The organism is Streptomyces humicola (assembly GCF_024436035.1).
GTDB classification, from domain to species: domain Bacteria; phylum Actinomycetota; class Actinomycetes; order Streptomycetales; family Streptomycetaceae; genus Streptantibioticus_B; species Streptantibioticus_B humicola.
Window position 1 is genome coordinate 100,339 of the sequence record NZ_JANFNG010000012.1, and the last position, 19,351, is coordinate 119,689.

Annotated in this window: 14 protein-coding genes and 1 pseudogene; 6 read left to right on the forward strand and 9 right to left on the reverse strand. The window is 68.9% G+C overall.

Annotation, left to right across the window (positions count from 1 at the left end; translation table 11 throughout):
- The first annotated feature begins 71 nt into the window (after window positions 1-71).
- Both NGB36_RS17250 and NGB36_RS17255 read left to right on the forward strand, forming a co-directional pair.
- Window positions 72-740 carry a DUF1707 SHOCT-like domain-containing protein gene (locus NGB36_RS17250; RefSeq protein ID WP_372509466.1) on the forward strand — a complete coding sequence of 223 codons (669 nt, stop codon included), beginning with the start codon at window positions 72-74 and terminating at the stop codon, window positions 738-740.
- A 191-nt stretch (window positions 741-931) separates the two neighbouring features.
- Window positions 932-1,285 carry a WhiB family transcriptional regulator gene (locus NGB36_RS17255; protein ID WP_255921189.1) on the forward strand — a complete coding sequence of 118 codons (354 nt, stop codon included), beginning with the start codon at window positions 932-934 and terminating at the stop codon, window positions 1,283-1,285.
- 119 nt (window positions 1,286-1,404) lie between these two features.
- Here NGB36_RS17255 and glpX read toward each other — a convergent pair whose 3' ends face one another.
- Window positions 1,405-2,436 (reverse strand): class II fructose-bisphosphatase, encoded by a 1,032-nt coding sequence (gene glpX / locus NGB36_RS17260; RefSeq protein ID WP_255921190.1) that lies wholly within the window; start codon window positions 2,434-2,436, stop codon window positions 1,405-1,407.
- Between the two features lie 199 nt (window positions 2,437-2,635).
- On the opposite strand from glpX, the gene NGB36_RS17265 reads away from it, so the two are divergent.
- Window positions 2,636-3,184 (forward strand): DUF4245 domain-containing protein, encoded by a 549-nt coding sequence (locus NGB36_RS17265; protein ID WP_255921191.1) that lies wholly within the window; start codon window positions 2,636-2,638, stop codon window positions 3,182-3,184.
- Between the two features lie 36 nt (window positions 3,185-3,220).
- Here the strand turns inward: NGB36_RS17265 and NGB36_RS17270 are convergent, their stop codons facing one another.
- From NGB36_RS17270 to xseA, 3 genes are all read right to left on the reverse strand, one after another.
- Window positions 3,221-3,814, reverse strand: a complete 594-nt coding sequence (locus NGB36_RS17270) for a malonic semialdehyde reductase (protein ID WP_255921192.1) — start codon at window positions 3,812-3,814, stop codon at window positions 3,221-3,223.
- Between the two features lie 90 nt (window positions 3,815-3,904).
- Entirely contained in the window at window positions 3,905-4,171 is a 267-nt protein-coding gene (locus tag NGB36_RS17275; protein WP_255921193.1) for an exodeoxyribonuclease VII small subunit, read from the reverse strand.
- Between the two features lie 9 nt (window positions 4,172-4,180).
- Window positions 4,181-5,434 (reverse strand): exodeoxyribonuclease VII large subunit, encoded by a 1,254-nt coding sequence (gene xseA / locus NGB36_RS17280; RefSeq protein ID WP_255921194.1) that lies wholly within the window; start codon window positions 5,432-5,434, stop codon window positions 4,181-4,183.
- Between the two features lie 125 nt (window positions 5,435-5,559).
- Between xseA and NGB36_RS17285 the strand changes: the two genes are divergently transcribed.
- Window positions 5,560-6,153: a DUF6542 domain-containing protein gene (locus NGB36_RS17285; RefSeq protein WP_255921195.1), complete on the forward strand. Its 594-nt coding sequence runs from the start codon at window positions 5,560-5,562 to the stop codon at window positions 6,151-6,153.
- 14 nt (window positions 6,154-6,167) lie between these two features.
- Here NGB36_RS17285 and ppgK read toward each other — a convergent pair whose 3' ends face one another.
- Window positions 6,168-6,923 (reverse strand): polyphosphate--glucose phosphotransferase, encoded by a 756-nt coding sequence (ppgK, locus tag NGB36_RS17290; RefSeq protein ID WP_255921196.1) that lies wholly within the window; start codon window positions 6,921-6,923, stop codon window positions 6,168-6,170.
- 30 nt (window positions 6,924-6,953) lie between these two features.
- Complete coding sequence (locus NGB36_RS17295; protein ID WP_255921197.1) at window positions 6,954-7,979, reverse strand: 4-hydroxy-3-methylbut-2-enyl diphosphate reductase; 1,026 nt, start codon at window positions 7,977-7,979, stop codon at window positions 6,954-6,956.
- Between the two features lie 160 nt (window positions 7,980-8,139).
- On the opposite strand from NGB36_RS17295, the pseudogene NGB36_RS17300 reads away from it, so the two are divergent.
- Together NGB36_RS17300 and ychF are read left to right on the forward strand one after the other, a co-directional pair.
- Window positions 8,140-8,823, forward strand: a pseudogene (locus tag NGB36_RS17300) (hypothetical protein).
- A 51-nt stretch (window positions 8,824-8,874) separates the two neighbouring features.
- Window positions 8,875-9,963 carry a redox-regulated ATPase YchF gene (ychF, locus tag NGB36_RS17305; protein ID WP_255921198.1) on the forward strand — a complete coding sequence of 363 codons (1,089 nt, stop codon included), beginning with the start codon at window positions 8,875-8,877 and terminating at the stop codon, window positions 9,961-9,963.
- 2,004 nt (window positions 9,964-11,967) lie between these two features.
- Here ychF and NGB36_RS17315 read toward each other — a convergent pair.
- From NGB36_RS17315 to NGB36_RS17325, 3 genes are all read right to left on the reverse strand, one after another.
- Window positions 11,968-14,739 carry a hypothetical protein gene (locus tag NGB36_RS17315; protein ID WP_255921199.1) on the reverse strand — a complete coding sequence of 924 codons (2,772 nt, stop codon included), beginning with the start codon at window positions 14,737-14,739 and terminating at the stop codon, window positions 11,968-11,970.
- Between the two features lie 534 nt (window positions 14,740-15,273).
- Complete coding sequence (locus tag NGB36_RS17320; protein WP_255921200.1) at window positions 15,274-18,108, reverse strand: N-acetylmuramoyl-L-alanine amidase; 2,835 nt, start codon at window positions 18,106-18,108, stop codon at window positions 15,274-15,276.
- A gap of 376 nt (window positions 18,109-18,484) precedes the next feature.
- Window positions 18,485-19,015 (reverse strand): type 1 periplasmic-binding domain-containing protein, encoded by a 531-nt coding sequence (locus NGB36_RS17325; RefSeq protein ID WP_255921201.1) that lies wholly within the window; start codon window positions 19,013-19,015, stop codon window positions 18,485-18,487.
- Between the last annotated feature and the right edge of the window lie 336 nt (window positions 19,016-19,351).

Sequence of the window (19,351 nt, forward strand, 5' to 3'; positions counted from 1 at the left end):
GCTCACCCGCGGCGACGGACGTCAACGGGAGCCCTAGTCACGATCTATCGCGTTTCGCTATCGTGTCCGTCGTGGACCTTGAAAAGCGACCGCAGCCAGGGGGCGCCTCCCGCCGTGGGCAGGGGGAGCAGAAGCCGTACGCCGAGGCGGAGATACGCGCCTCCGACGCCGACCGGGACCGCATCGCAGAGATCCTGCGCGATGCCCTTGCCGAAGGGCGTCTGACGCCCGAGGAACACTCCGAACGCATCGACGCCGCCTACGCCGCGAAGACCGTCGGGGAGCTGGAACCCATCGTCCGGGACCTCCCCGCACGCCGTTCCGCGCCCGCCGCGGAACCCGCGGCGGCTCCGCTCCCGGTGGCCGAGTCGTCGACGCCCGGACACAACGTGGTGGCGGTCTTCGGCGGCGCCACCCGCAAGGGCCGCTGGCGCGTCGGCCCCCGGACCAACGCCTTCGCCTGCTTCGGCGGCATCGAGATCGACCTGACCGAGGCCGTCTTCGAGCAGCGCGAGACCGTGATCAACGTGGTCGCGGTCTTCGGCGGCGTCGAGGTCAAGGTCCCGGAGAACGTGACGTTGCGTGGCTCGGGCGCCGGTATCTTCGGCGGCTTCGAGGTCAAGACGCACGAGTCGGAGGATCCGGACGCGCCCGTGGTGGTGCTCACCGGCGCGGCGATCTTCGGCGGCGTCGACGCCAAGCCGCGCCGTGGCAAGCGCGTGGCACGCCTGCAGCGCTGAACGCGACCTCGTCGCGACTCTCCGCATGAACGCCCGCACAGCGGGTAAGGCTTCGGCATCGTCTCGTCGTCGTACGACCGGGCGGGGACGCGCCGGGCGCGGTAGGTGCAGGTCGTACGGCTCAGGGACAGCAGGGTGACACAAGGTGACACAAGCTGTGACACAAGCCGAGCCGTCGTCAGGAGTACCCCGTGCTGCAACCGATCGAGCCCGTGAAGGACGCCGCCCCGTCCCCGTACCGTCACCCACGGGACCTGGCAGGCCCGTGGCACGCGGAGGCCGCGTGCCGGCGTGACGAGGCGGGGATGTTCTTCGCGCCATCGAAGGAGCCCACCGCAGCGCGGCTGTCACGTGAGGAGGCCGCGAAGCGGGTGTGCGCGCGCTGCCCGGTGATGATCGAGTGCCGGGAGCACGCGTTGCTGCAGCCCGAACCGTACGGCGTGTGGGGCGGGTTGACCGCCGCGGAGCGCAGGGTCGTACTGGCCCGCCGGCGGCGCCGCGAGGCCGACCTGCAACGCGCGCCGCGGATCGCCGCAGCGGGCTGAACGACGACGGGGGAAAGCGAACGGGCCGGGCACCGCCGATGCGGCGGCGCCCGGCCCGTTGAGCGTTGCGGCAGTTGCGGCAGTTGCGGCAGTTGCGGCAGCCGGCGAGCCGGCGGCGGTCAGCGGGCGCGGTCGAAGTCGATCTGGCTGTAGGCGCGCAGCTTGGAGAGGCGATGCGTGGAGTCGATCTGCCGGATCGTCCCGGACTTCGACCGCATCACCAGCGACGAGGTGTGCGCAGTCTCCGCGCCGTAGCGCACGCCGCGCAGCAGCTCTCCGTCCGTGATGCCGGTGGCGACGAAGAAGACGTTCTCGCCGCTGACGAGGTCGTCGGTGAGCAGGACCCGGTCCAGGTCGTGGCCGGCATCCAGGGCACGCTGCTTCTCCGCGTCGTCCTTGGGCCACAGGCGGCCCTGGAAGACGCCACCGAGACACTTGATCGCGCAGGCGGCGATGATGCCCTCGGGCGTGCCGCCGACGCCGAGGAGCATGTCGACGCCGGTGCCCTCGCGCACTGTCATGATCGCGCCGGCCACGTCTCCGTCGGAGATGAACTTGATGCGGGCCCCGGTCTCGCGGATGCCCTTGACCAGCCCCTCGTGGCGGGGACGGTCGAGGACGACGACGGTGACGTCCTCCGGGGCGCAGCCCTTCGCCTTGGCGACGGCCCGGACGTTGACGGCGGGCGGGGCGGTGATGTCGACGACGTCGGCCGCCTCGGGGCCGACGGCCAGCTTGTCCATGTAGAAGACCGCGGACGGGTCGAACATCGTGCCGCGTTCGGCGACCGCGAGGACGGAGACGGCGTTGGGCATGCCCTTGGCGGTCAGGGTCGTGCCGTCGACGGGGTCGACGGCAACATCGCACTCGGCCCCGGTGCCGTCGCCCACCCGCTCGCCGTTGAAGAGCATCGGCGCCTCGTCCTTCTCGCCCTCGCCGATGACGACGACGCCGTTCATCGACACGGTGTGGACGAGGGTCCGCATGGCCTTGACCGCGGCGCCGTCCGCGCCGTTCTTGTCACCACGGCCGACCCAGCGGCCGGCGGCCATGGCGGCGGCCTCGGTCACCCGCACGAGTTCGAGTGCCAGGTTGCGGTCGGGAGCCTCGGGGCTCACCTCGAGCTGGGACGGCAGATGATGGTCGGTCATCGGAGCGCACCTTTCTGTACGGCGACGGCCGTATGGGGAGGGTGCTGTGACTGTATCTGGCGCGCTCGACTCTGAGCAGGGTGCCTGTCACATGAGCAGCGCAGCAGGGGGCGAGAAAGCGTCTGATAGGTGCCAGATCAGGATAAGTCGATGCCCGCGAACCCACCCCCCGATCGGGGCCGCCCGGCCATGGGGGACGATGGTGGGCGTGGCAAGCAAGCGCGGTAAGCAGACGGTGCGGGACATGGTGCTGTCGATGGCGGTGATCGGGCTCGTCGTCGCGGGCATCTACGCCCTCTTCCTCCCGCGCGGCACGAAGGAATCGATCACCCCGGTCGACTACACCGTCGAGCTGGGGCAGGCACGCCGTGCCGCGCCGTACCCCGTGGCAGCGCCCAGCGGACTCCCCGGTCAGTGGCGGGCCACCTCCGTCACCTACGACGACTCCGACCCCAGGAACACCCACTGGCACCTGGGGTTCCTCGACCCGGAGAACCAGTACGCGGCGATCGAGCAGTCCAACGAGGACGAGGCGACGTTCGTCTCGGCCGAGACGCAGCAATCCCAGCGCAGCGGCTCCCAGGTCGTGGACGGAAAGACCTGGGAGCGATACGACGGCGGCCGCTACCGGGCGCTGGTCCTGGAACAGAAGGGCCAGAACGGTCCGGTGACGACGATGGTCACCGGCACGGCGCCGTACGACCAGCTGGCGCAGCTGGCGGGCGCGCTCAGGTTCTCCCGTACGTGATCACACCTGATCGCGTGATGCCGTAGCGGCTCGGGCTCAGACGGTGGTGACGACCTCGTCGTAGGACAGACGCGGGGCACGCGGGCGGTAGGCGTCGTCGCCGGGCCTGCCGATGTTGACCACAGCGAGCACCGAGTGCTCGCCGTCGCCGAAGAACTCCTTGTTGATGGCGGCGGCGTCGAATCCGGTCATCGGGCCGGCGGCGAGGCCTGCGGCGCGCACGCCGACGATGAAGTACGCAGCCTGCAGCGCGCCGTTGAACGTCGCGGACCGCTCGCGCACCGAACGCTCGCTGAAGAAGGCATCCTTCGCCTGCGGGAAGGCCGGGAAGAGCTTCGGCAGCTCCTCATGGAACTCGTTGTCGGCGGCGAGGATCGCGGTCAGCGGGGCGCTGGCGGTCTTGGCGCGGTTGCCCTCGCTCATGTGCTGCACCAGACGCTCGCGGCCTTCGGGGGAGCGGACGAGCACCACGCGCAGCGGCGACTGGTTGAACGCGGTCGGCGCATACTTCACCAGGTCGTAAATGGCCTGGACCTGCTCGTCGGTCACCGGTTCATCGGTGAAGGCGTTCGCCGTGTGCGCCTCGCGGAACAGCAGATCCTGGGCGGCGGGGTCGAGAATGAGAGACATCAGCATCCTTCAGCGCATCGAGCGGACTCGGTTTCGCCCACGCCAACACGTGTGAATCTTCAAGTAGTCCCGCTTGCCGTGTGAGGCCTGTCACTCCTCGCCGTCGTGGGTGTTCCCTTCCCCGGGCTCCTCCGCCGCGCTCCCGGCGCCGTCCGCGGCGCTCTCCTCGGCGAGCGCCGCGTCCAGCCGGGCGCGTGCTCCCTCCAGCCAGCGGCGGCACACCTTCGCCAGCTCCTCGCCCCGCTCCCACAGAGCGAGCGACTCCTCCAGCGTCGAGCCGCCCGCCTCCAGCTGCCGTACGACGTCGACGAGCTCGTCCCGCGCCTGCTCGTACCCGAGCGTGTCCTGATCCGTCATGGCCCCAGCCTATGAGTCGCCACCGACAGGGCCCGCGCCGTCGCCGCCGTCGGGCCCGTCGGTCACCCGTACCGAGAACTCCCCGTCCGCGACCCGTGCGCGCAGCGTCTCGTCCTCCTTGACCTCCGTCGCCGCCCGCACCACCGCCCCGTCCGCGCGCTGCAGCACTGCGTATCCGCGCTGCAACGTGGCGGCGGGCGACAGCGCCAGCACACGCGCTCGGGTGTGTTCGACATCCGCGTCCGCCCGGTCCAGCAGGTGCCCGAGACAGCGCCGCGCGCGTTGGGCCAGCCCCGCGATCTGCTCCTCGCGCTCCTCCACCATCCGGTGCGGATGGGCCATCGACGGCCTGCTCAGCGCCGCCTCCAGCCCATGCTCCTCGCGTTCGAGCCGGTGGGTGACGATACGGCGCGCGCGGTCGCGCAACTGCTGGATGCGCAGCAGCTCCTCGCGCACATCCGGCACGATCTTCTTCGCCGCGTCCGTCGGCGTCGACGCGCGCAGGTCGGCGACGAGGTCGAGCAGCGGCGAATCCGGCTCATGGCCGATCGCCGACACCACCGGGGTGCGACAGGCGGCGACCGCCCGCACCAGCCGCTCGTCCGAGAACGGCAGCAGATCCTCCACGCTGCCGCCGCCGCGTGCCACCACGATCACGTCCACGTCCGGATGCGCGTCCAGGCCCCGCACCGCCTCGATCACCTGCGGCACCGCGTACGCGCCCTGCACCGGCACATTGCGCACCTCGAAGCGGACGGCGGGCCAGCGCAGCCGAGCGTTCTCCAGCACGTCCCGCTCGGCCGCCGAGGCGCGCCCGCAGACCAGGCCGATCAGCTGCGGCAGGAACGGCAGAGGCCTCTTGCGGTCGAGGGCGAACAGACCCTCCGCCGCCAGCGCTTTCTTCAACTGCTCCAACCGGGCGAGGAGTTCGCCCACGCCGACGGGCCGGATCTCCGACGCGCGCAGCGACAGCTGCCCGCGCGGCGCATACCACTCCGGCTTGGCGTGCACCACGACCCGCGCGCCCTCGGTCACGGTGTCGGCGACCGCGTCGTACACGGCGCGAAAACACGTCACCGTGATCGAGATGTCGCGCGACGGATCGCGCAGAGTCAGGAACACCACGCCCGCGCCGGGCCGCCGCGACAGCTGAGCGATCTGCCCCTCGACCCACACCGCACCCAGCCGGTCGATCCATCCCCCGATCAGACGGGAGACCTCGCCGACGGGGATCGGAGCTTCGGCGGACGTGGTGAGTGCCATACGCCGAGGTTAGCTGTCGTTATGGACGGCTCAGGCACGTACAACCGGTCGAACGCACCGCCGATCCGGGGTATTAGGCGTGTCCGGTGCCCGCTTCCTCCTACTTCCACCCCTACTTTTATCGGGTGGACCATCCCCGCACGCGCACCTCGCACCCGTCCCGCGCCGCAGGTTCGGGCGGCCGTCCCCCGGCGCACGGCGCATCCGCGTCCGGAGCGTCCGCCGCCCGCTCCGCCACGGTGCCTTCCGACGGCCCACCCGTCGACACGGCGACTGTCTACCGCACCCGCGCTCACCGCGGCGGCCACCCGGCGCACCCCGGCACGCTGCTGAGCCGCATCGTCCACCCCTCCGCCCGGCTCACCGGCTTCGGCACCGGCGTTGTCATCACCTCGATCACTCTCGCGGGAGGGGCGATCGACTCCTGGCTGTTCAACGGCCCCGGAGTCTTCTTCGGGCTCGTCTTCGTCGCCGCGAGCATCGCGGGTGCGCTGTGGGTGCGCCGCTACGACCTCGCCGCGGCACCCGTCAGCGCGCCCATCGCCTTCGCGCTGGCCCTCGTCTTCACCGGCGACAGCGGCAGCGGCGGAATCGTCGGCCACCTCATGGGAACGGTGACGGGCCTGGCCACCCACACCGTCTGGCTCTACGCCGGGACGATCCTCGCCGCCGTCGTCGCCGTCGTACGCAAGTTCGCCGGCCGGCCCCCGCCCCGGTAGGTCAGGCGGGCAGCTCAGGCTGCGGACGGGGCGTGCGCGGCGGAGGCAGCCATCGCCGCGCCGACGATCCCCGCGTTGTTCTCCAGCGCGGCCGGTACGACCTGCGCCCTGATGCCATCGATCAACGGCAGGAACTTGTCCGACTTGCGGCTCACACCGCCGCCGATCACGAACAGCTCCGGCGAGAACAACATCTCCAGATGGGCCAGATAGCCGCTCACCCGCTCCGCCCAGTGCTTCCAGCTCAGGCCGTGGTCCTCCTTCGCCTTCGACGAGGCCCGCTTCTCCGCCTCGTGGCCCCCCAGCTCCAGATGGCCCAGCTCGGTGTTGGGCAGCAGCCGCCCGCCCACGAAGACCGCGCTGCCGATGCCGGTACCGAACGTCAGCAGGATCACCGTCCCGTCGTGCCCCTTGCCCGCACCGAAGGCCATCTCGGCGATCCCGGCGGCATCGGCGTCATTGCGCACCGTGACCGGCAGGCCGAGCGTGTCGGCGAGCATCGCGCGGGCGTCAAGGCCCACCCACGCCGGGTCCATGTTCGCCGCGGTGCGCGTCACCCCGTCGGTCACCACGCCGGGGAACGTCACCCCGACCGGCCCCGACCAGCCGAAATGCGTCACGACCTCCTTGACGCCCGCCGCCACCGCGTCCGGCTTCGACGGATGCGGCGTCAGGACCTTGCAGCGCTCCTGGGCCAGCTCACCGCGCTCCAGATCCACCGGGGCACCCTTGATACCCGAGCCACCGATGTCCACACCGAAGACATTCATACGACCCAAACTACGGCCGCGGCAGCGGGCTCACCCTTCGGACGGCGACTCCCGCGAGAAGGTCTTCTCCGCAGCAGCCTCGGCAGCCTCCGCCGCCTCGGCACGCAGATCGCGGCGCAGCTCCTTCGGCAGCGAGAACTGGATGCTCTCCTGGGCCGAGGTGACGACCTCGACGTCCCCGTACCCACGCTCGGCGAGCCACTCCAGCACACCCTCGACAAGGATCTCCGGCACCGAGGCGCCCGACGTCACGCCGACCGTCGTCACACCCTCGAGCCACGCCTCGTCGATCTCGTCCGCGAAGTCCACCAGGTGGGAAGCCTTCGCCCCCGCCTGCAGCGCGACCTCCACAAGGCGCTTGGAGTTCGAGGAGTTCTTCGACCCGACGACGATCACCAGGTCGGCGTCGGCGCCGATCTGCTTCACCGCGACCTGCCGGTTCTGCGTCGCGTAGCAGATGTCGTCGCTCGGCGGGCTCACCAGCGCCGGGAACCGCTCCTGCAGCCGGTCGACGGTCTCCATCGTCTCGTCCACCGACAGCGTGGTCTGCGACAGCCACACCAGCTTGTTCTCGTCGCGCACCTGGAGGTTGGCGACATCGTCGGGCCCGTCGACCAGATGGATGCGCTCCGGCGCCTCGCCCATCGTGCCGATGACCTCCTCATGGCCCTCGTGGCCGATGAGCAGGATGTCGTAGTCCTCGCCCGCGAAGCGCTTGGCCTCTTTGTGTACCTTGGTCACCAGTGGGCAGGTCGCGTCGATGGAGGCGAGGCGGCGCTGCGAGGCCTCCTCGTGGACGGCGGGGGCGACGCCGTGCGCCGAGAAGATCACGATGGAGCCCTCGGGCACCTCCTCCGTCTCGTCGACGAAGATCGCACCCTTCTTCTCCAGCGTCTGCACGACGTACTTGTTGTGCACGATCTGCTTGCGTACGTAGACCGGCGCTCCGTACTGCTCCAGCGCCTTCTCGACGGTGATCACGGCTCGGTCGACGCCCGCGCAGTAACCGCGCGGGGCGGCGAGGAGGACGCGGCGTTCGGCGGTCGGTGCAGTCATGCCCTCCATCGTACGGGCGGGTTGTGACAGGCAGCGGGGCGCGGTGTCTGGTCCAATCGGGGAGCAGGGGGAGCAGGGGGAGCAGGGGGAGCAGGGGGAGCAGGGGGAGCAGGGGGAGCAAGGGGAACAGCCGGCGCACGGAGGATGCGGGAAGGCACGGATGACGTCGACGCAGGAGCCCGCGCCCCTGACGGGTTCGGTGGACGGCACCCTCCGCCGCACCCTCGGTTTCCGCGACCGGTGGTCTACGGGCTGCTCTTCATCGCGCCCATGGCAGCGGTCGGCGTCTTCGGCACGCTGGACGCCAAGGCGCACGGCGCGGTCGCGTTCGTCTACGTGGTGGCGACCGCGGCGATGGCGTTCACTGCTTTCAGCTACGCCCAGATGGTCCGGGTCGTCCCGCAGGCCGGCGACTCGGCCTTCTACGACGCGACCGAGGCCGGGATCGGCCACTGGCTGCACCAGCTGGTCGCCGCGAGCAAGGCGATCGGCGCCGCCTTCGCGGCGCTCGCCGGCCAGGCGGCGGCCGGCGGGCTGCTCTTCGCGATGGCCCGCGGCAGACGGCTGCCGCCCGCGCTGTCGAAGGTCGACGAGGGCGAGTGGGGCGCCACGCCGGGCGCTGCTGATCACGGCGTGATCACCTTGATCGCGGCGGTATGGGCGGCGCGGCGGTCGCGTCAACGTGTGGGCCCACGTCGCCGCGCCCGTCCTCGGCCTCGGTGTCACGGTCGCCGTGATCGTCGAGGCCGCGCGCACCACACGGTGGGTCGGCCCGGCCTGGCTGGCGGCCGGGCTGATCGCGCTGGCGGCGCAGCGATCGGGGCGACGCGCGCACAGCGCCTAGACTGGAGCACCGTTCTACATACCTCAGTCACTCTCGCCGGGAAGTCGTCACGTGTCGCTCACGATCGGAATCGTCGGTCTGCCCAATGTCGGCAAGTCGACCCTGTTCAACGCCCTGACCAAGAACGACGTCCTGGCGGCCAACTACCCCTTCGCCACGATCGACCCGAACGTCGGCGTCGTCGGCGTCCCGGACCCGCGTCTCGACACGCTCGCCGAGATCTTCGGCTCCCAGCGCAAGCTCCCGGCCACGGTCGACTTCGTCGACATCGCGGGTTTGGTGCGCGGCGCGTCGAAGGGCGAGGGCCTGGGCAACAAGTTCCTTGCGAACATCCGGGAGTCCGACGCGATCTGCCAGGTCATCCGTGCCTTCAGGGACGAGAACGTCGTCCACGTCGACGGCAAGATCTCGCCGAAGGACGACATCGAGACGATCAACACCGAGCTGATCCTCGCCGACCTGCAGACGATCGACAAGGTGCTGCCCAGGCTCCAGAAGGAGGCGCGGCTGCAGAAGGACAAGGCCGCGGTGCTCACCGCGGTGGAGTCCGCCCGCGCCATCCTCGAAGAGGGCCGCACCCTCTTCTCTGCGGGCATCACCAAGTCCACGGACCAGGGCGCTCTCCTCCACGAGCTGCACCTGCTCACCACCAAGCCCTTCCTCTACGTCTTCAACGTGGACGAGGAGGAGCTGACCGACGAGACCTTCAAGAACGAGCAGCGCGAGCTCGTCGCCCCGGCCGAGGCGATCTTCCTCAACGCCAAGATCGAGTCCGAGCTGATCGAGCTCGACGACGACGAGGCGCTGGAGCTGCTCCAGTCCATGGGCCAGGACGAACCGGGCCTGGCGACCCTCGCCCGCGTCGGCTTCGAGACCCTGGGTCTGCAGACCTACCTGACGGCTGGCCCCAAGGAGGCCCGCGCCTGGACCATCAAGAAGGGCGCGACGGCCCCCGAGGCGGCGGGCGTCATCCACACGGACTTCCAGAAGGGCTTCATCAAGGCCGAGATCGTCTCCTTCGACGACCTGGTCGACTGCGGCTCGGTGATCGAGGCCCGCGCCAAGGGCAAGGCCCGCATGGAGGGCAAGGAGTACGTGATGCAGGACGGGGACGTGGTGGAGTTCCGCTTCAACGTTTAGTGCCCGCTGTAGCATTGGCGCGGCGATTTCGCAAACGTGCAGGTCAAGCGGGGTCGGGTCCATCGGGGGTCGGCCCCGTTGTGTTTCCCGTTGCTGGATCCGTGCTGGATCGTCCGCTCGCTCGGGCACGGTGAGGCTGCCGCCCTTCGTGTCTCCCGGCCCCACCATCCGGAACGCCATCGCCACCCTGCGAAGCGATGGCCTGATCGAGGTCGGCCGGGCGGAAGAGCGTCTCCAGCGGTTCCGGGCCCAGGCGGGCGTGGGCCCGGCACAGCGAGGACTTGTTCACCCGCCGCAGTGTGGTGCTGCCTGGCAGACCGACCGAGAGTAGTCGGATGACCTCCTCTGGCGCGGATGCTACTGCGGATACGGCGGCTCGTGCGTGTTGACCGGTTGTTGATCGGTGGGCCGGACGGCACGGCTGGTGATGGGAGTGCCGGTTGAGGGTGTTGGCGGCGATCTTCCAACAGAGCGATCTACCCGCGGCGCAACGAAGTCGAGCGGACGATCAACCGTCTGAAGATCTTCCGCGCGGTCGCGACCCGTTAGGACAAGAGTGCCTACGTCTTTCACGGGACGGTCACCGTCGCCTCGATCCGGCTCTGGCGCTGGCTCTGCACGTGAGGTTCGCTCGCTCCTACTCCAGCATGCGTTCCGCGTCGTCTGGGACCCAGGGAAAGGGCAGGGTGGAACTTCACCTGCTGGCAACGACCGACCGCCCTGCCGCCGTTACCTGACGACCGGCCCAACAACCCCGACACGACAAAGTAAGGAGCACCCTGCACCACCTCCGGGTGCCGTGGAACCCCGGCGCAGCCGCAGCGACATGCGAAGTCCCTGCCCGCGATCACGCTGGACAAACAGGGCGAACCAACGATCCAGTCACGCTGCCTCACGACCGCTGACGAATCGAGGTTAGACGGTGCACGTGTGGCGCGGTCCGCTCATGGGCCACACAGGGTCTTCAGCTCACCCCTGAGCAGGAGGTGTACCGAAGTTGAGGGAGCCCACAGTGCCGGCCTGAACCACCGTGCCGTGCTGCACGCCTCCGCTGATTGTGTTGCGGACAGCCACTACCTGTCGTTCATTGGAGCTGGGCACCAATTCGTCGATTACTTCCCGAAGTTCGGCAGCGGCAGCCGGATTGGCCACCAGGGTGCGCCGCAATCGCGTACGCCACTCCGTCTCGACATCCGAGGCGGTCTGCTCGTCGCCGGCCTACATGGCCAACGTCAGTTCTCCGCGCGAGGTCTCTAGCGCTCCCTCGATCACGTCTTCCTCACCGCCACGGCGTGAGAAGAACGAGACGATGCGATCACGAGCTTGCGCCCACGAGTCCGCCGCCATCTGCTGAACGAACGCCGTAGCACCTGCGGCAGCGAGTGCGAAGGCGAACCGTGAAGACTGCCAGACCCGCTTCGTCCCGCTCAAGCACCGGGCCGAGGGGGAGTACCGGGACGTTCCCTTGCTCGCGTTCCTCGTGCCACTTCCGACGGGATTGTGAGGAGATCTGCTTGGTGACGCGTGGGATACTTGATCAGGCCTGTGACCAACCCGTGGCTGGCTGGACCGGCCCCTAAAGAGCGGCTCTGATCGTCTTGGGGCGTCCCCCTCTCCATTTTGGGTTCCAGCGCGTCAAACCCCCGCTCGCTGAAGGCGTGGATGTCATCGCGGGTGTAGCCTCGCCGACCTGCATCAGCGCTGTGATGTCTTTGACAGTCTGGCCTTGGGCGGACATCAGCACCACGATCGCCCGGCGGAGTTTCACCGGGTCCTTCGCGGTCCGGCTGATCCGGTGGAACTTCCGGCCCTCGTCCATCGTGACCGGCCGGACGAACTCACTCGGCCGACGTCCCACGACCACCTCCAAGATCAGGTCTTGGAGGTGGTCTGCTGGCCGACGAGCAGCGGGTCGATTACCCGGCCAAGGCCGTGTGACGAGCCGGTAGCGGGGAAACTCGGGGCAGCGATGGTGCCTGGGTGCCGCGCCCGGGAGCCGGCGGGTCAGCGGGCGGTCTGCCAAGTTCCGCTCGCCCACAGTGCGCCGCCCGTGCCCGGACCACCACCGCCGCGGTAGACGACGAAGTTACCGTCGTCCTGCATCAATGCGTATGCGCCAGAGTGACCCGACGTGCCGGTTGCCCACAGCGCGCCGCCCTTGCCCGGACCGCCACCGGCGGCGTATACCACCAGATTTCCGTCCGTCTGCATCTCCGCGTACGCCCCCGGGTGGTGGGAGGTGCCGCTCGCCCAGATCGCCGCGCCATCCCGCTTGCGGTACATCACCAGGTTGCCGTCCGGCTGCATCACCAGCCGCGTCAGCGTTCCCTGCGTCCACCACCCGGCCTTGATCACCGTGCCCGAACCGATCGTCTGCTGCCTGGCCCATGTGCCGGTCGCCCACAAGGCCTGACTGCCCTGGTACACCACGACGTTCCCGTCGTCCTGCACCGTCGCGTACGCGCCCGGATGGCCGGACGTGCCGGAGGCCCACAGCGCGCCGCCCTTGCCGGCGCCACCACCCTGGGCGTACACGACCAGGTTTCCGTCGGTCTGCATCACCGCGTACGCGCCCGGATGGCCGGACGTACCGCTCGCCCACAATGGTGCGCCGGCACCGCTGCCGCCCGTCTTCAGGTACGCCACCAGGTTCCCGTCCGACTGCATCGTCAGCGTCACGCTGCCGCTGCTCACACTCCGGCCGGGGGTCAGGAGCTGGCCGGTGAGGATGGAGTCGCCCCCGGCGGGGGCGGGCGCGGATGCGGGTACGTGCGGATCGACGACGTCGATGTTCTCCTGCGCGTCGAGATACGCGATCCCGCCGTCGTACTTGTCGACCGCCCAGGTCACGCGCCGGTCGTCGGTCAGCGGGCCGGCCGGCAAGGCGGTGAGGTCGCTGGTGACCGCGGTGCCGGTGTGGAAGTCGGTCAACTCCAGCTTTCCGGCGGCCCGGTCGTGCTCCACGAGGAATCCGTCACCGAGTTGCGCGAGCCCCGCGGACGGCACCGGGATGTCCTTGCCGTTCGTCAGGTCCCACACCCCGGACGGCCCGCCGTTACCGCACGACCAGTAGACCCACCGGCTCGCCGACGCCTGCAGCTCGCTCGGCGTGCACGGCGCGCCCGTTGCCACGGTCTGCACGGTCTTCTGCGTCGCCAGGCCGATCTGGCTGATCGAGCCCTCGGTCGGGTCCGCCACCCACAGGGTCGATCCGGAGAGGGCGGCGGCGGTGATCGGGCGGGTGAAGAGCACATGGCCGGCGTTGGCCGACTCGGTGTCACCTATGTACTGCTTGTTCGTCGAACCGCCGTCGTAGACGACGTAGCGGCCGTTGGAGTCGATGAGGGTGCCGCCGGTGGCGCCGGGCTCGATGACGTCGTCCGCCGAGCCGTTCTGGACGGTCACCAGGTCGCCGGTCCCGTTGCCGTTCTTCCACAGCTGCGAGATGCGACCGTCACCCGTGCCGATGGGCGGAACGCAAGTGGCCGCGGCATCGCAGTCACTGCTCACCGCCACATTGCCGAACGCGGTGTGATCGCCGTACGAGGGCGCGGTCCCGCCGAGGGTGATCGAGCGCGTGAACCCGTCGACCGTGGGCGAGCTGTTGCGCTCGTCGGTGAACAGGGTGCCGCCGGCGAGCGAGAGTCCGTCGATCGGTGACGGGATGACAGGCTCGGGCTCCACTGAGTTGAACGCAAGCGTGCTGTCGGTGTCAGCCGTCACCCGGCGTACAGCCCAGTCCGTGACGGAGGTGCCGCCGAGCACCACGGCACCGCCCGGGCCGGAGTCGACCTCGTCCATGTTCGCGTGGTCGAGGACCGGCGTGAGGCTGCTGCCGGACAGCGGCATCGAGTACAGCGGATAGCCGACGGTGTCGTCGGTGACTATGGCGCCGGTGTGTGACACCTCGAAAGTGGCCAGCAGCGAGTCCCCGACGATGGCGAAGGAGCGGGGCGTGGCGGTGTAGCCGCTGGGCAGCGGCGGCGCCGGTACCGGGACCTGGGTTATCGGCGCGTAGATCTCGGTGCGCTTCAGCACATTCAGGACGGGTTGAGTGCTGCTTTCGTCCCACATGGCGACGTATGTGTCGCTCAGCAGCGCCTGCACCTTGTGGCCGGATGGGATGATGAAGGCGATGTCCGCGCGGGCGGTGGCCAGGTCGAGCAGGCCCAATTCGCTGCCGCTGCTGCCGTCCTGCCTGAGCACGACGGAGTTGGCGTCCCCGGCCAGCGCGGTCACTGTGACGTTGGTGTCGCCGGACATGCCGGTGACCGTGGTGTCGGTCTCCTGGCCGTTCGACTGGCTGAGCACGTGGACGCTCACCCCGGTGTCGCCGGTGTCCGGGGCGGTGGTGACGACTCGCGAGCCGAAGGTGCCGAGGTAGGTCTGGCCCGCCGGGATCGTGAAGAGGGTCGTCGTGCCGGTGTCCATGTCCTGCAGCTGGATGCCGTCGCTGACCGCGGTCGCGACGACGTCCGCGCCGGCCCCGGACTTGCCGACGCCGACGCCGAGGTTTTCGTTCACCGGGGTGTTGACGCTGCCGGCGTACGTGGTCCACTCGTAGCCGGTCTGGCCCTCCTGCTTGTGCAGGAATCCGCCAGGCCCGGCGAAAACAACGTTATCGGCGGGCGGCGTGTCCCGCAGTGCCGCTGGAATGACCGACTCGCTCGGGCTGTCCGCGTGGGCCGCGGGTGCGGCGAGCGAGGCCAGACCAGAGACGAGGGTGAAAGCCGCGGCAACTGCGATGGAGCCGTGTACGAGGGCGCGTTGAGCCACCCGTTCCTCCCATGAAGGCTGATGAATGCATGGGACGCCACGAACACCACGATGGTTCTTGCCATCCGGTGATTCAGTTCAGTGTGTGAAGCCCCCGGCCCCCACCCCATGCGAGTGATCGGAAGGCTAGCGCAGCTTCATGCGTCGCGGAAGATGTGAAGGAACAGAAACCGAAAGCGCTTGCGCACGAGAAGCCGCCGACACCATGACCTGCGGCTCTGCGAGCCACCGGCCGGCGGGGGCGCCTGAATTTGGGTGCAGCAATGCATCTCGATCTACTCGTTGTCGGCCGGCCCCGCGGACCGCGTATCCCAGCGCCTTCGGGCTTGCCGACGCAGCCCGCGGACCTACGCGGCGCTCTCTCCGGATCTAGTGCCGGATTGAGCTCGCGGGTGGCCGCCCACCTCCTGCAAGGCGCGCTGCCGCCGGCCGCCGTCTGTGCGGTGGGTTCTGGTCAGCGAGCTGAACGTTGACTGCCCTGCCGGGCCAGGTGGCCGGCAGGGCAGTCTGTGTTGGTGGCTCAACCGGTGGTGGTCAGGGCACCTGGCTTGAGGTGTTGCTGGTCCACAGGGTGGAGCCGGTGACGGTGGGGCCGCCACCGCTGCCGTAGACGACGAGGTTGCCGTCGTCCTGGAGGGTGGCGTAGGCGCCGGAGTGTCCCCAGGTGTTGGTGGACCACAGTGCGCCGCCGGTGCTGGGGCCGCCACCGGGCTTGTAGACGACGAGGTTGCCGTCGGTCTGCATGTAGGCGTACGCGCCGCCGTGGCCGTAGGTGCTGCTCGACCAGATCGGCTTGCCGTCGCTGTTGCGGTACATCACGAAGTTGCCGTCCAACTGCATGACCAGCCGGGTGTACTTGGCTTGCGTCCACCAGCCGGGCGTCAGCTTCTGGCCCGAGCCGATGGTCTGGGGGTGGTCGTAGACGTTGGTGGCCCACAACGCGCCGCCGGTGCTCGGCCCGCCACCGCTGCCGTAGACGACGAGGTTGCCGTCGTCCTGGAGGGTGGCGTAGGCGCCGGAGTGTCCCCAGGTGTTGGTGGACCACAGTGCGCCGCCGGTGCTGGGGCCGCCACCGGGCTTGTAGACGACGAGGTTGCCGTCGGATTGCATGTAGGCGTAGGCGCCGCTGTGTCCGTTGGTGTTGGAGGCCCACACCGCCAGGCCGTTTCCGCTGCCGCCGGTCTTGAGGTAGCCGACCAGGTTGCCGTCCGTCTGCATGGTCAGCGTCATGCTGGCGCTGGACAGGCTGTGGCCCGGGATGAGGAACTGACCGGGCTGGATGGTGTTTCCGCTGGCCGACGGCGCAACGGGGTTCACGACCTTGACGTCGGCGGTGTTCACGTAGGCGAGGCGGTCGTCATACTGGATCGGATAGTAGGTGGTCGTGCCCGTGACCAGGGTGCGGTCACCGGGCGCGCTTCCGTCGATGTTCACCGAGTTGTAGAAGTCGGACGTCTCCGCTGGCTGGGCGAGGTAAAGCTGCCCGGCCGGGACGGTGTACTTCGACAGCGGGCTGACCGGCTGCGCAGTGATGGTGCTCGGGTAGGCGCTCGCCTCCGGGTAGGCGCGGCCGTAGACCGCAATCGAGGTGGCGCCGTCCTTGGGGGTGATCAGCGTCTGCGTGGTGTCGCTGACCGGCGTGGTGAACGTCCCGCCGGGATTGTCGAACCAGACTTCCTGGCCGCCATACCAGATCGCTGTCCAGTCACCTTGCTGCGCTGCGACCACGAACTGCTGCCCGGCTTCGGCCTTGTCTCCCCAGTCCGGTCCAGCCGTGGTGCCCGACCCGCTGGAGTGCAGGTACGGATCCGAGATCAGCGGATCGCTGCTGGACGGGCCGGTGCGCAGATAGACGAAGTTGGCCGGCTGAGCCGAGGTGCTGTCCACCGGGGGCTCGTTGGCGGTGGTGAACGGTGGTGCAATCTGGATCAGTTCTCCGGCCTGCAGCGGGTCGCCGACCGGGTTGCTGTTGCTCGGTGCGCCGAGCAGCTGCATGTAGTGGTTCCAGTCCCAGAAGGGCCCTGGGTCCCAGTGCATGCCGGCCACGTAGGCGTCGAGCGGTCCGGGGACGTTGTCGTGGCCGATGATGTGTTCACGGTCGAGCGGGATGTTGTACTTCGCCGCCAACCACTTCACCAATGTGGCGGAGGACTCGTACTCGGACTCGGTGTACCATGTCGCGCCCTGGAGCGCGTAGCCCTCGTGCTCGACCCCGATCGCGTGCATGTTGATGTACTTGTTGCCCGCGTGCCAGGCGATGTCCTTGTTCGGCACCATCTGAGTGACCAGTCCGTCGGAGGACCGGATCACGTAGTTCGCGCTTGCATACGCGGTCGGGTCCTGGAACTGGTTGATCGTCGTGCTGTAGCTGGCCTCGGTGTCGTGGATGACGATGTACTTGATCGCGTCCCCGTCGGCCGGACGGTTGGCGATGTCGTAGTTGCCGTAGTCGCTCAGGGACGAGCTGTCCTGCGCGTACGCGGCGGGAACGAAGTTGCACGCCAGACCTGACGGGCACTCTGGCGTCGGTGTTGGCGTGGGCGTAGGGCTCGGGCTCGCCGTGGGCGTCGGGCTGGCCGTGGCGGTTGGGGTCGGCGGGGGCGTGGGCGTGGGGCTGGCCGTGGCGGTTGGAGTCGCGGTGGGTGTGGGCGTCGGGCTCGCGGTCGCCGTCGCGGTTGCGGTGGCCGTGGTGGTGTAGCTCATCGGCGAGTAGCTCGCCGTCGTGGTCTGCGGCCGCAGGCTTGGCTGCGCGGGCAGCGTCACCGCCTGGCCGTCGGCGGTGAGCCGGCTGATGCCCTGCTGGATGTGTGCGTAGACGCGCTGTGCGAACTGCGCCGCACCTGCAGCGTCCGGGGACTGGCTGAACCGCTCGACGGCCGGATACCACTGGGCCGGATCCGTCGGAAGCCCGCCGGTCGCCTGCTGCTCGTACTGCGCCAGCAGCGCCGCGCCACCGCGCAAGCTCTGCTTCATGTCGCCGCGCAGCGCGCTCGCGGACTGGCCGGTCAGCTTCGCCGCAGCATCAAGGGTGTGCAGCGCCGGGGTGTTGGTCTGCACCGCGCCTACATCCGCGAGCACCCGGGCGTCCGGGTGGAAGTGGCCCCGCCGGTCGTCCCCGCGCATGTTCAGCTCGGTCATCCGGTCCGAAACCGACGGATGCTCCACCTGCGTCGGGTCGACTTGGGTCAGACCCATCACGTTGTAGTTGCCGGTCGCGCTCGGCTGCCCGTTGTGGGTGTCCCAGCGGGACTCCATGTACGCCACACCGAGTAGCACACTCTCCGGCACGTGGTACTCCTGCGCCGCCGCGCCGAACTCGTCCTGCAGCGCATACGGCTGCGGACCCCCGGACTGGCCAGCTTGCGCCATCGCCACGATCCCGGAAGCCGCTGCCACCGCCACCACGCCCGCGATCCCGACCGTGATCCGGAGATGAGATCTTCGGTGCTTACGCTCTCTTCGGGACAAAACGCCCCCTATCCCTCGGCCGATGATGTTCATAATCACCCGGTGGGGGGCGGGCACGGGAACGATAGCAGGCAGATCATAAGTCGAGTGGTGGAGGAGGGCGTTCGGCGTTGGCGTGCTGCTCCAGGCCGGCCCGGTGACCGGGGCTCGGCCCCACTGCTCTGTGGGCCCCGCGAAGAGCGCCAACCTACGAGAGCCGTACACGGCCAGGCTGCCATAGCCCTGATGGACAGGCCATTCTTGGGGCGCTGCCGTCCGGGTTCCGCCCGCCTGATACTCAGGCCCGGTGGGGTGACTGGGGGTGGGCGGCTCCTCGAACCATACTGCTGATGGTCGACTGGCTGGCCGATGAAAAGCTGTGCATGTTGGGCAGCTTGATGGGTTGACCGATGCTGACGAATTGCTGGCGCGGGTTGTGCTGAGCCGCTGTGACTATGGCATCGTGCAGATCGGGTCCTACGGAGATTATCAGTCCGCAGTGACGCTGCATAAGGCTGTTGACATAGGGGAGCGGCGCTGCATTTCCGGTGTCCGGGACCACGATGTGCTGCGCGTTGATTGCGGCGCCCTGAGCGGCTTCCTGCACGGCCGACCAGACGGACGGGGTCATAGCGGCATCGTGCTGATCGTTGATCAGGCAGGTGCGGAAATTTCTTGAGACATTGTTGGCGACGATCCGTGGGGTCTGCGGACCTGTCAACACGGAAAAAGCAAGCCATGTCAGCAGACCCACGGTGATCAGTGCGCCTAGGGCAGCCGTCAGTCGGGCCTGTCGAGGGCGATTTTGAAGACTGAAAGGAAGGTTCACGTGGCGCTCCCGATGTGGATTCGAAAGTAGCTTGATACTTTCTGGTCGGTGTGACCGTGGTTTGCTTCTGGGTTCGGCATTTCTGTTTTTCCGCCCACTTGCTGCAGAGGTGCGATGTCCCTGGAGAGGTGCGGATGCCGAGCCTGCCTGCTTGATGGAGCGGTGTTTGTGGCACTAGGTGGCCACCCACGCAGGCGTCTTTGCGGGAACAGCATCGGGCTCCAATCGGTGCGGGCCTCGCGTACGACGCGCAGGTCGGGAGCACGGAGCCAGCCAGGTTTTACCACATCGACTGATGGGACGGCGGTGCGGGAGGCCGGCCACTCTCCTCGATCT

Excerpts from the sequence above, each read along its gene's own strand:
- NGB36_RS17320 (WP_255921200.1), bottom strand. The coding sequence starts at position 18,108 with ATGGCGCAAGCTGGCCAGTCCGGGGGTCCGCAGCCGTATGCGCTGCAG.
- NGB36_RS17265 (WP_255921191.1), top strand. The coding sequence starts at position 2,636 with ATGGTGGGCGTGGCAAGCAAGCGCGGTAAGCAGACGGTGCGGGACATG.
- xseA (WP_255921194.1), bottom strand. The coding sequence starts at position 5,434 with ATGGCACTCACCACGTCCGCCGAAGCTCCGATCCCCGTCGGCGAGGTC.
- ppgK (WP_255921196.1), bottom strand. The coding sequence starts at position 6,923 with ATGAATGTCTTCGGTGTGGACATCGGTGGCTCGGGTATCAAGGGTGCC.
- NGB36_RS17275 (WP_255921193.1), bottom strand. The coding sequence starts at position 4,171 with ATGACGGATCAGGACACGCTCGGGTACGAGCAGGCGCGGGACGAGCTC.
- NGB36_RS17295 (WP_255921197.1), bottom strand. The coding sequence starts at position 7,979 with ATGACTGCACCGACCGCCGAACGCCGCGTCCTCCTCGCCGCCCCGCGC.
- glpX (WP_255921190.1), bottom strand. The coding sequence starts at position 2,436 with ATGACCGACCATCATCTGCCGTCCCAGCTCGAGGTGAGCCCCGAGGCT.
- NGB36_RS17270 (WP_255921192.1), bottom strand. The coding sequence starts at position 3,814 with ATGTCTCTCATTCTCGACCCCGCCGCCCAGGATCTGCTGTTCCGCGAG.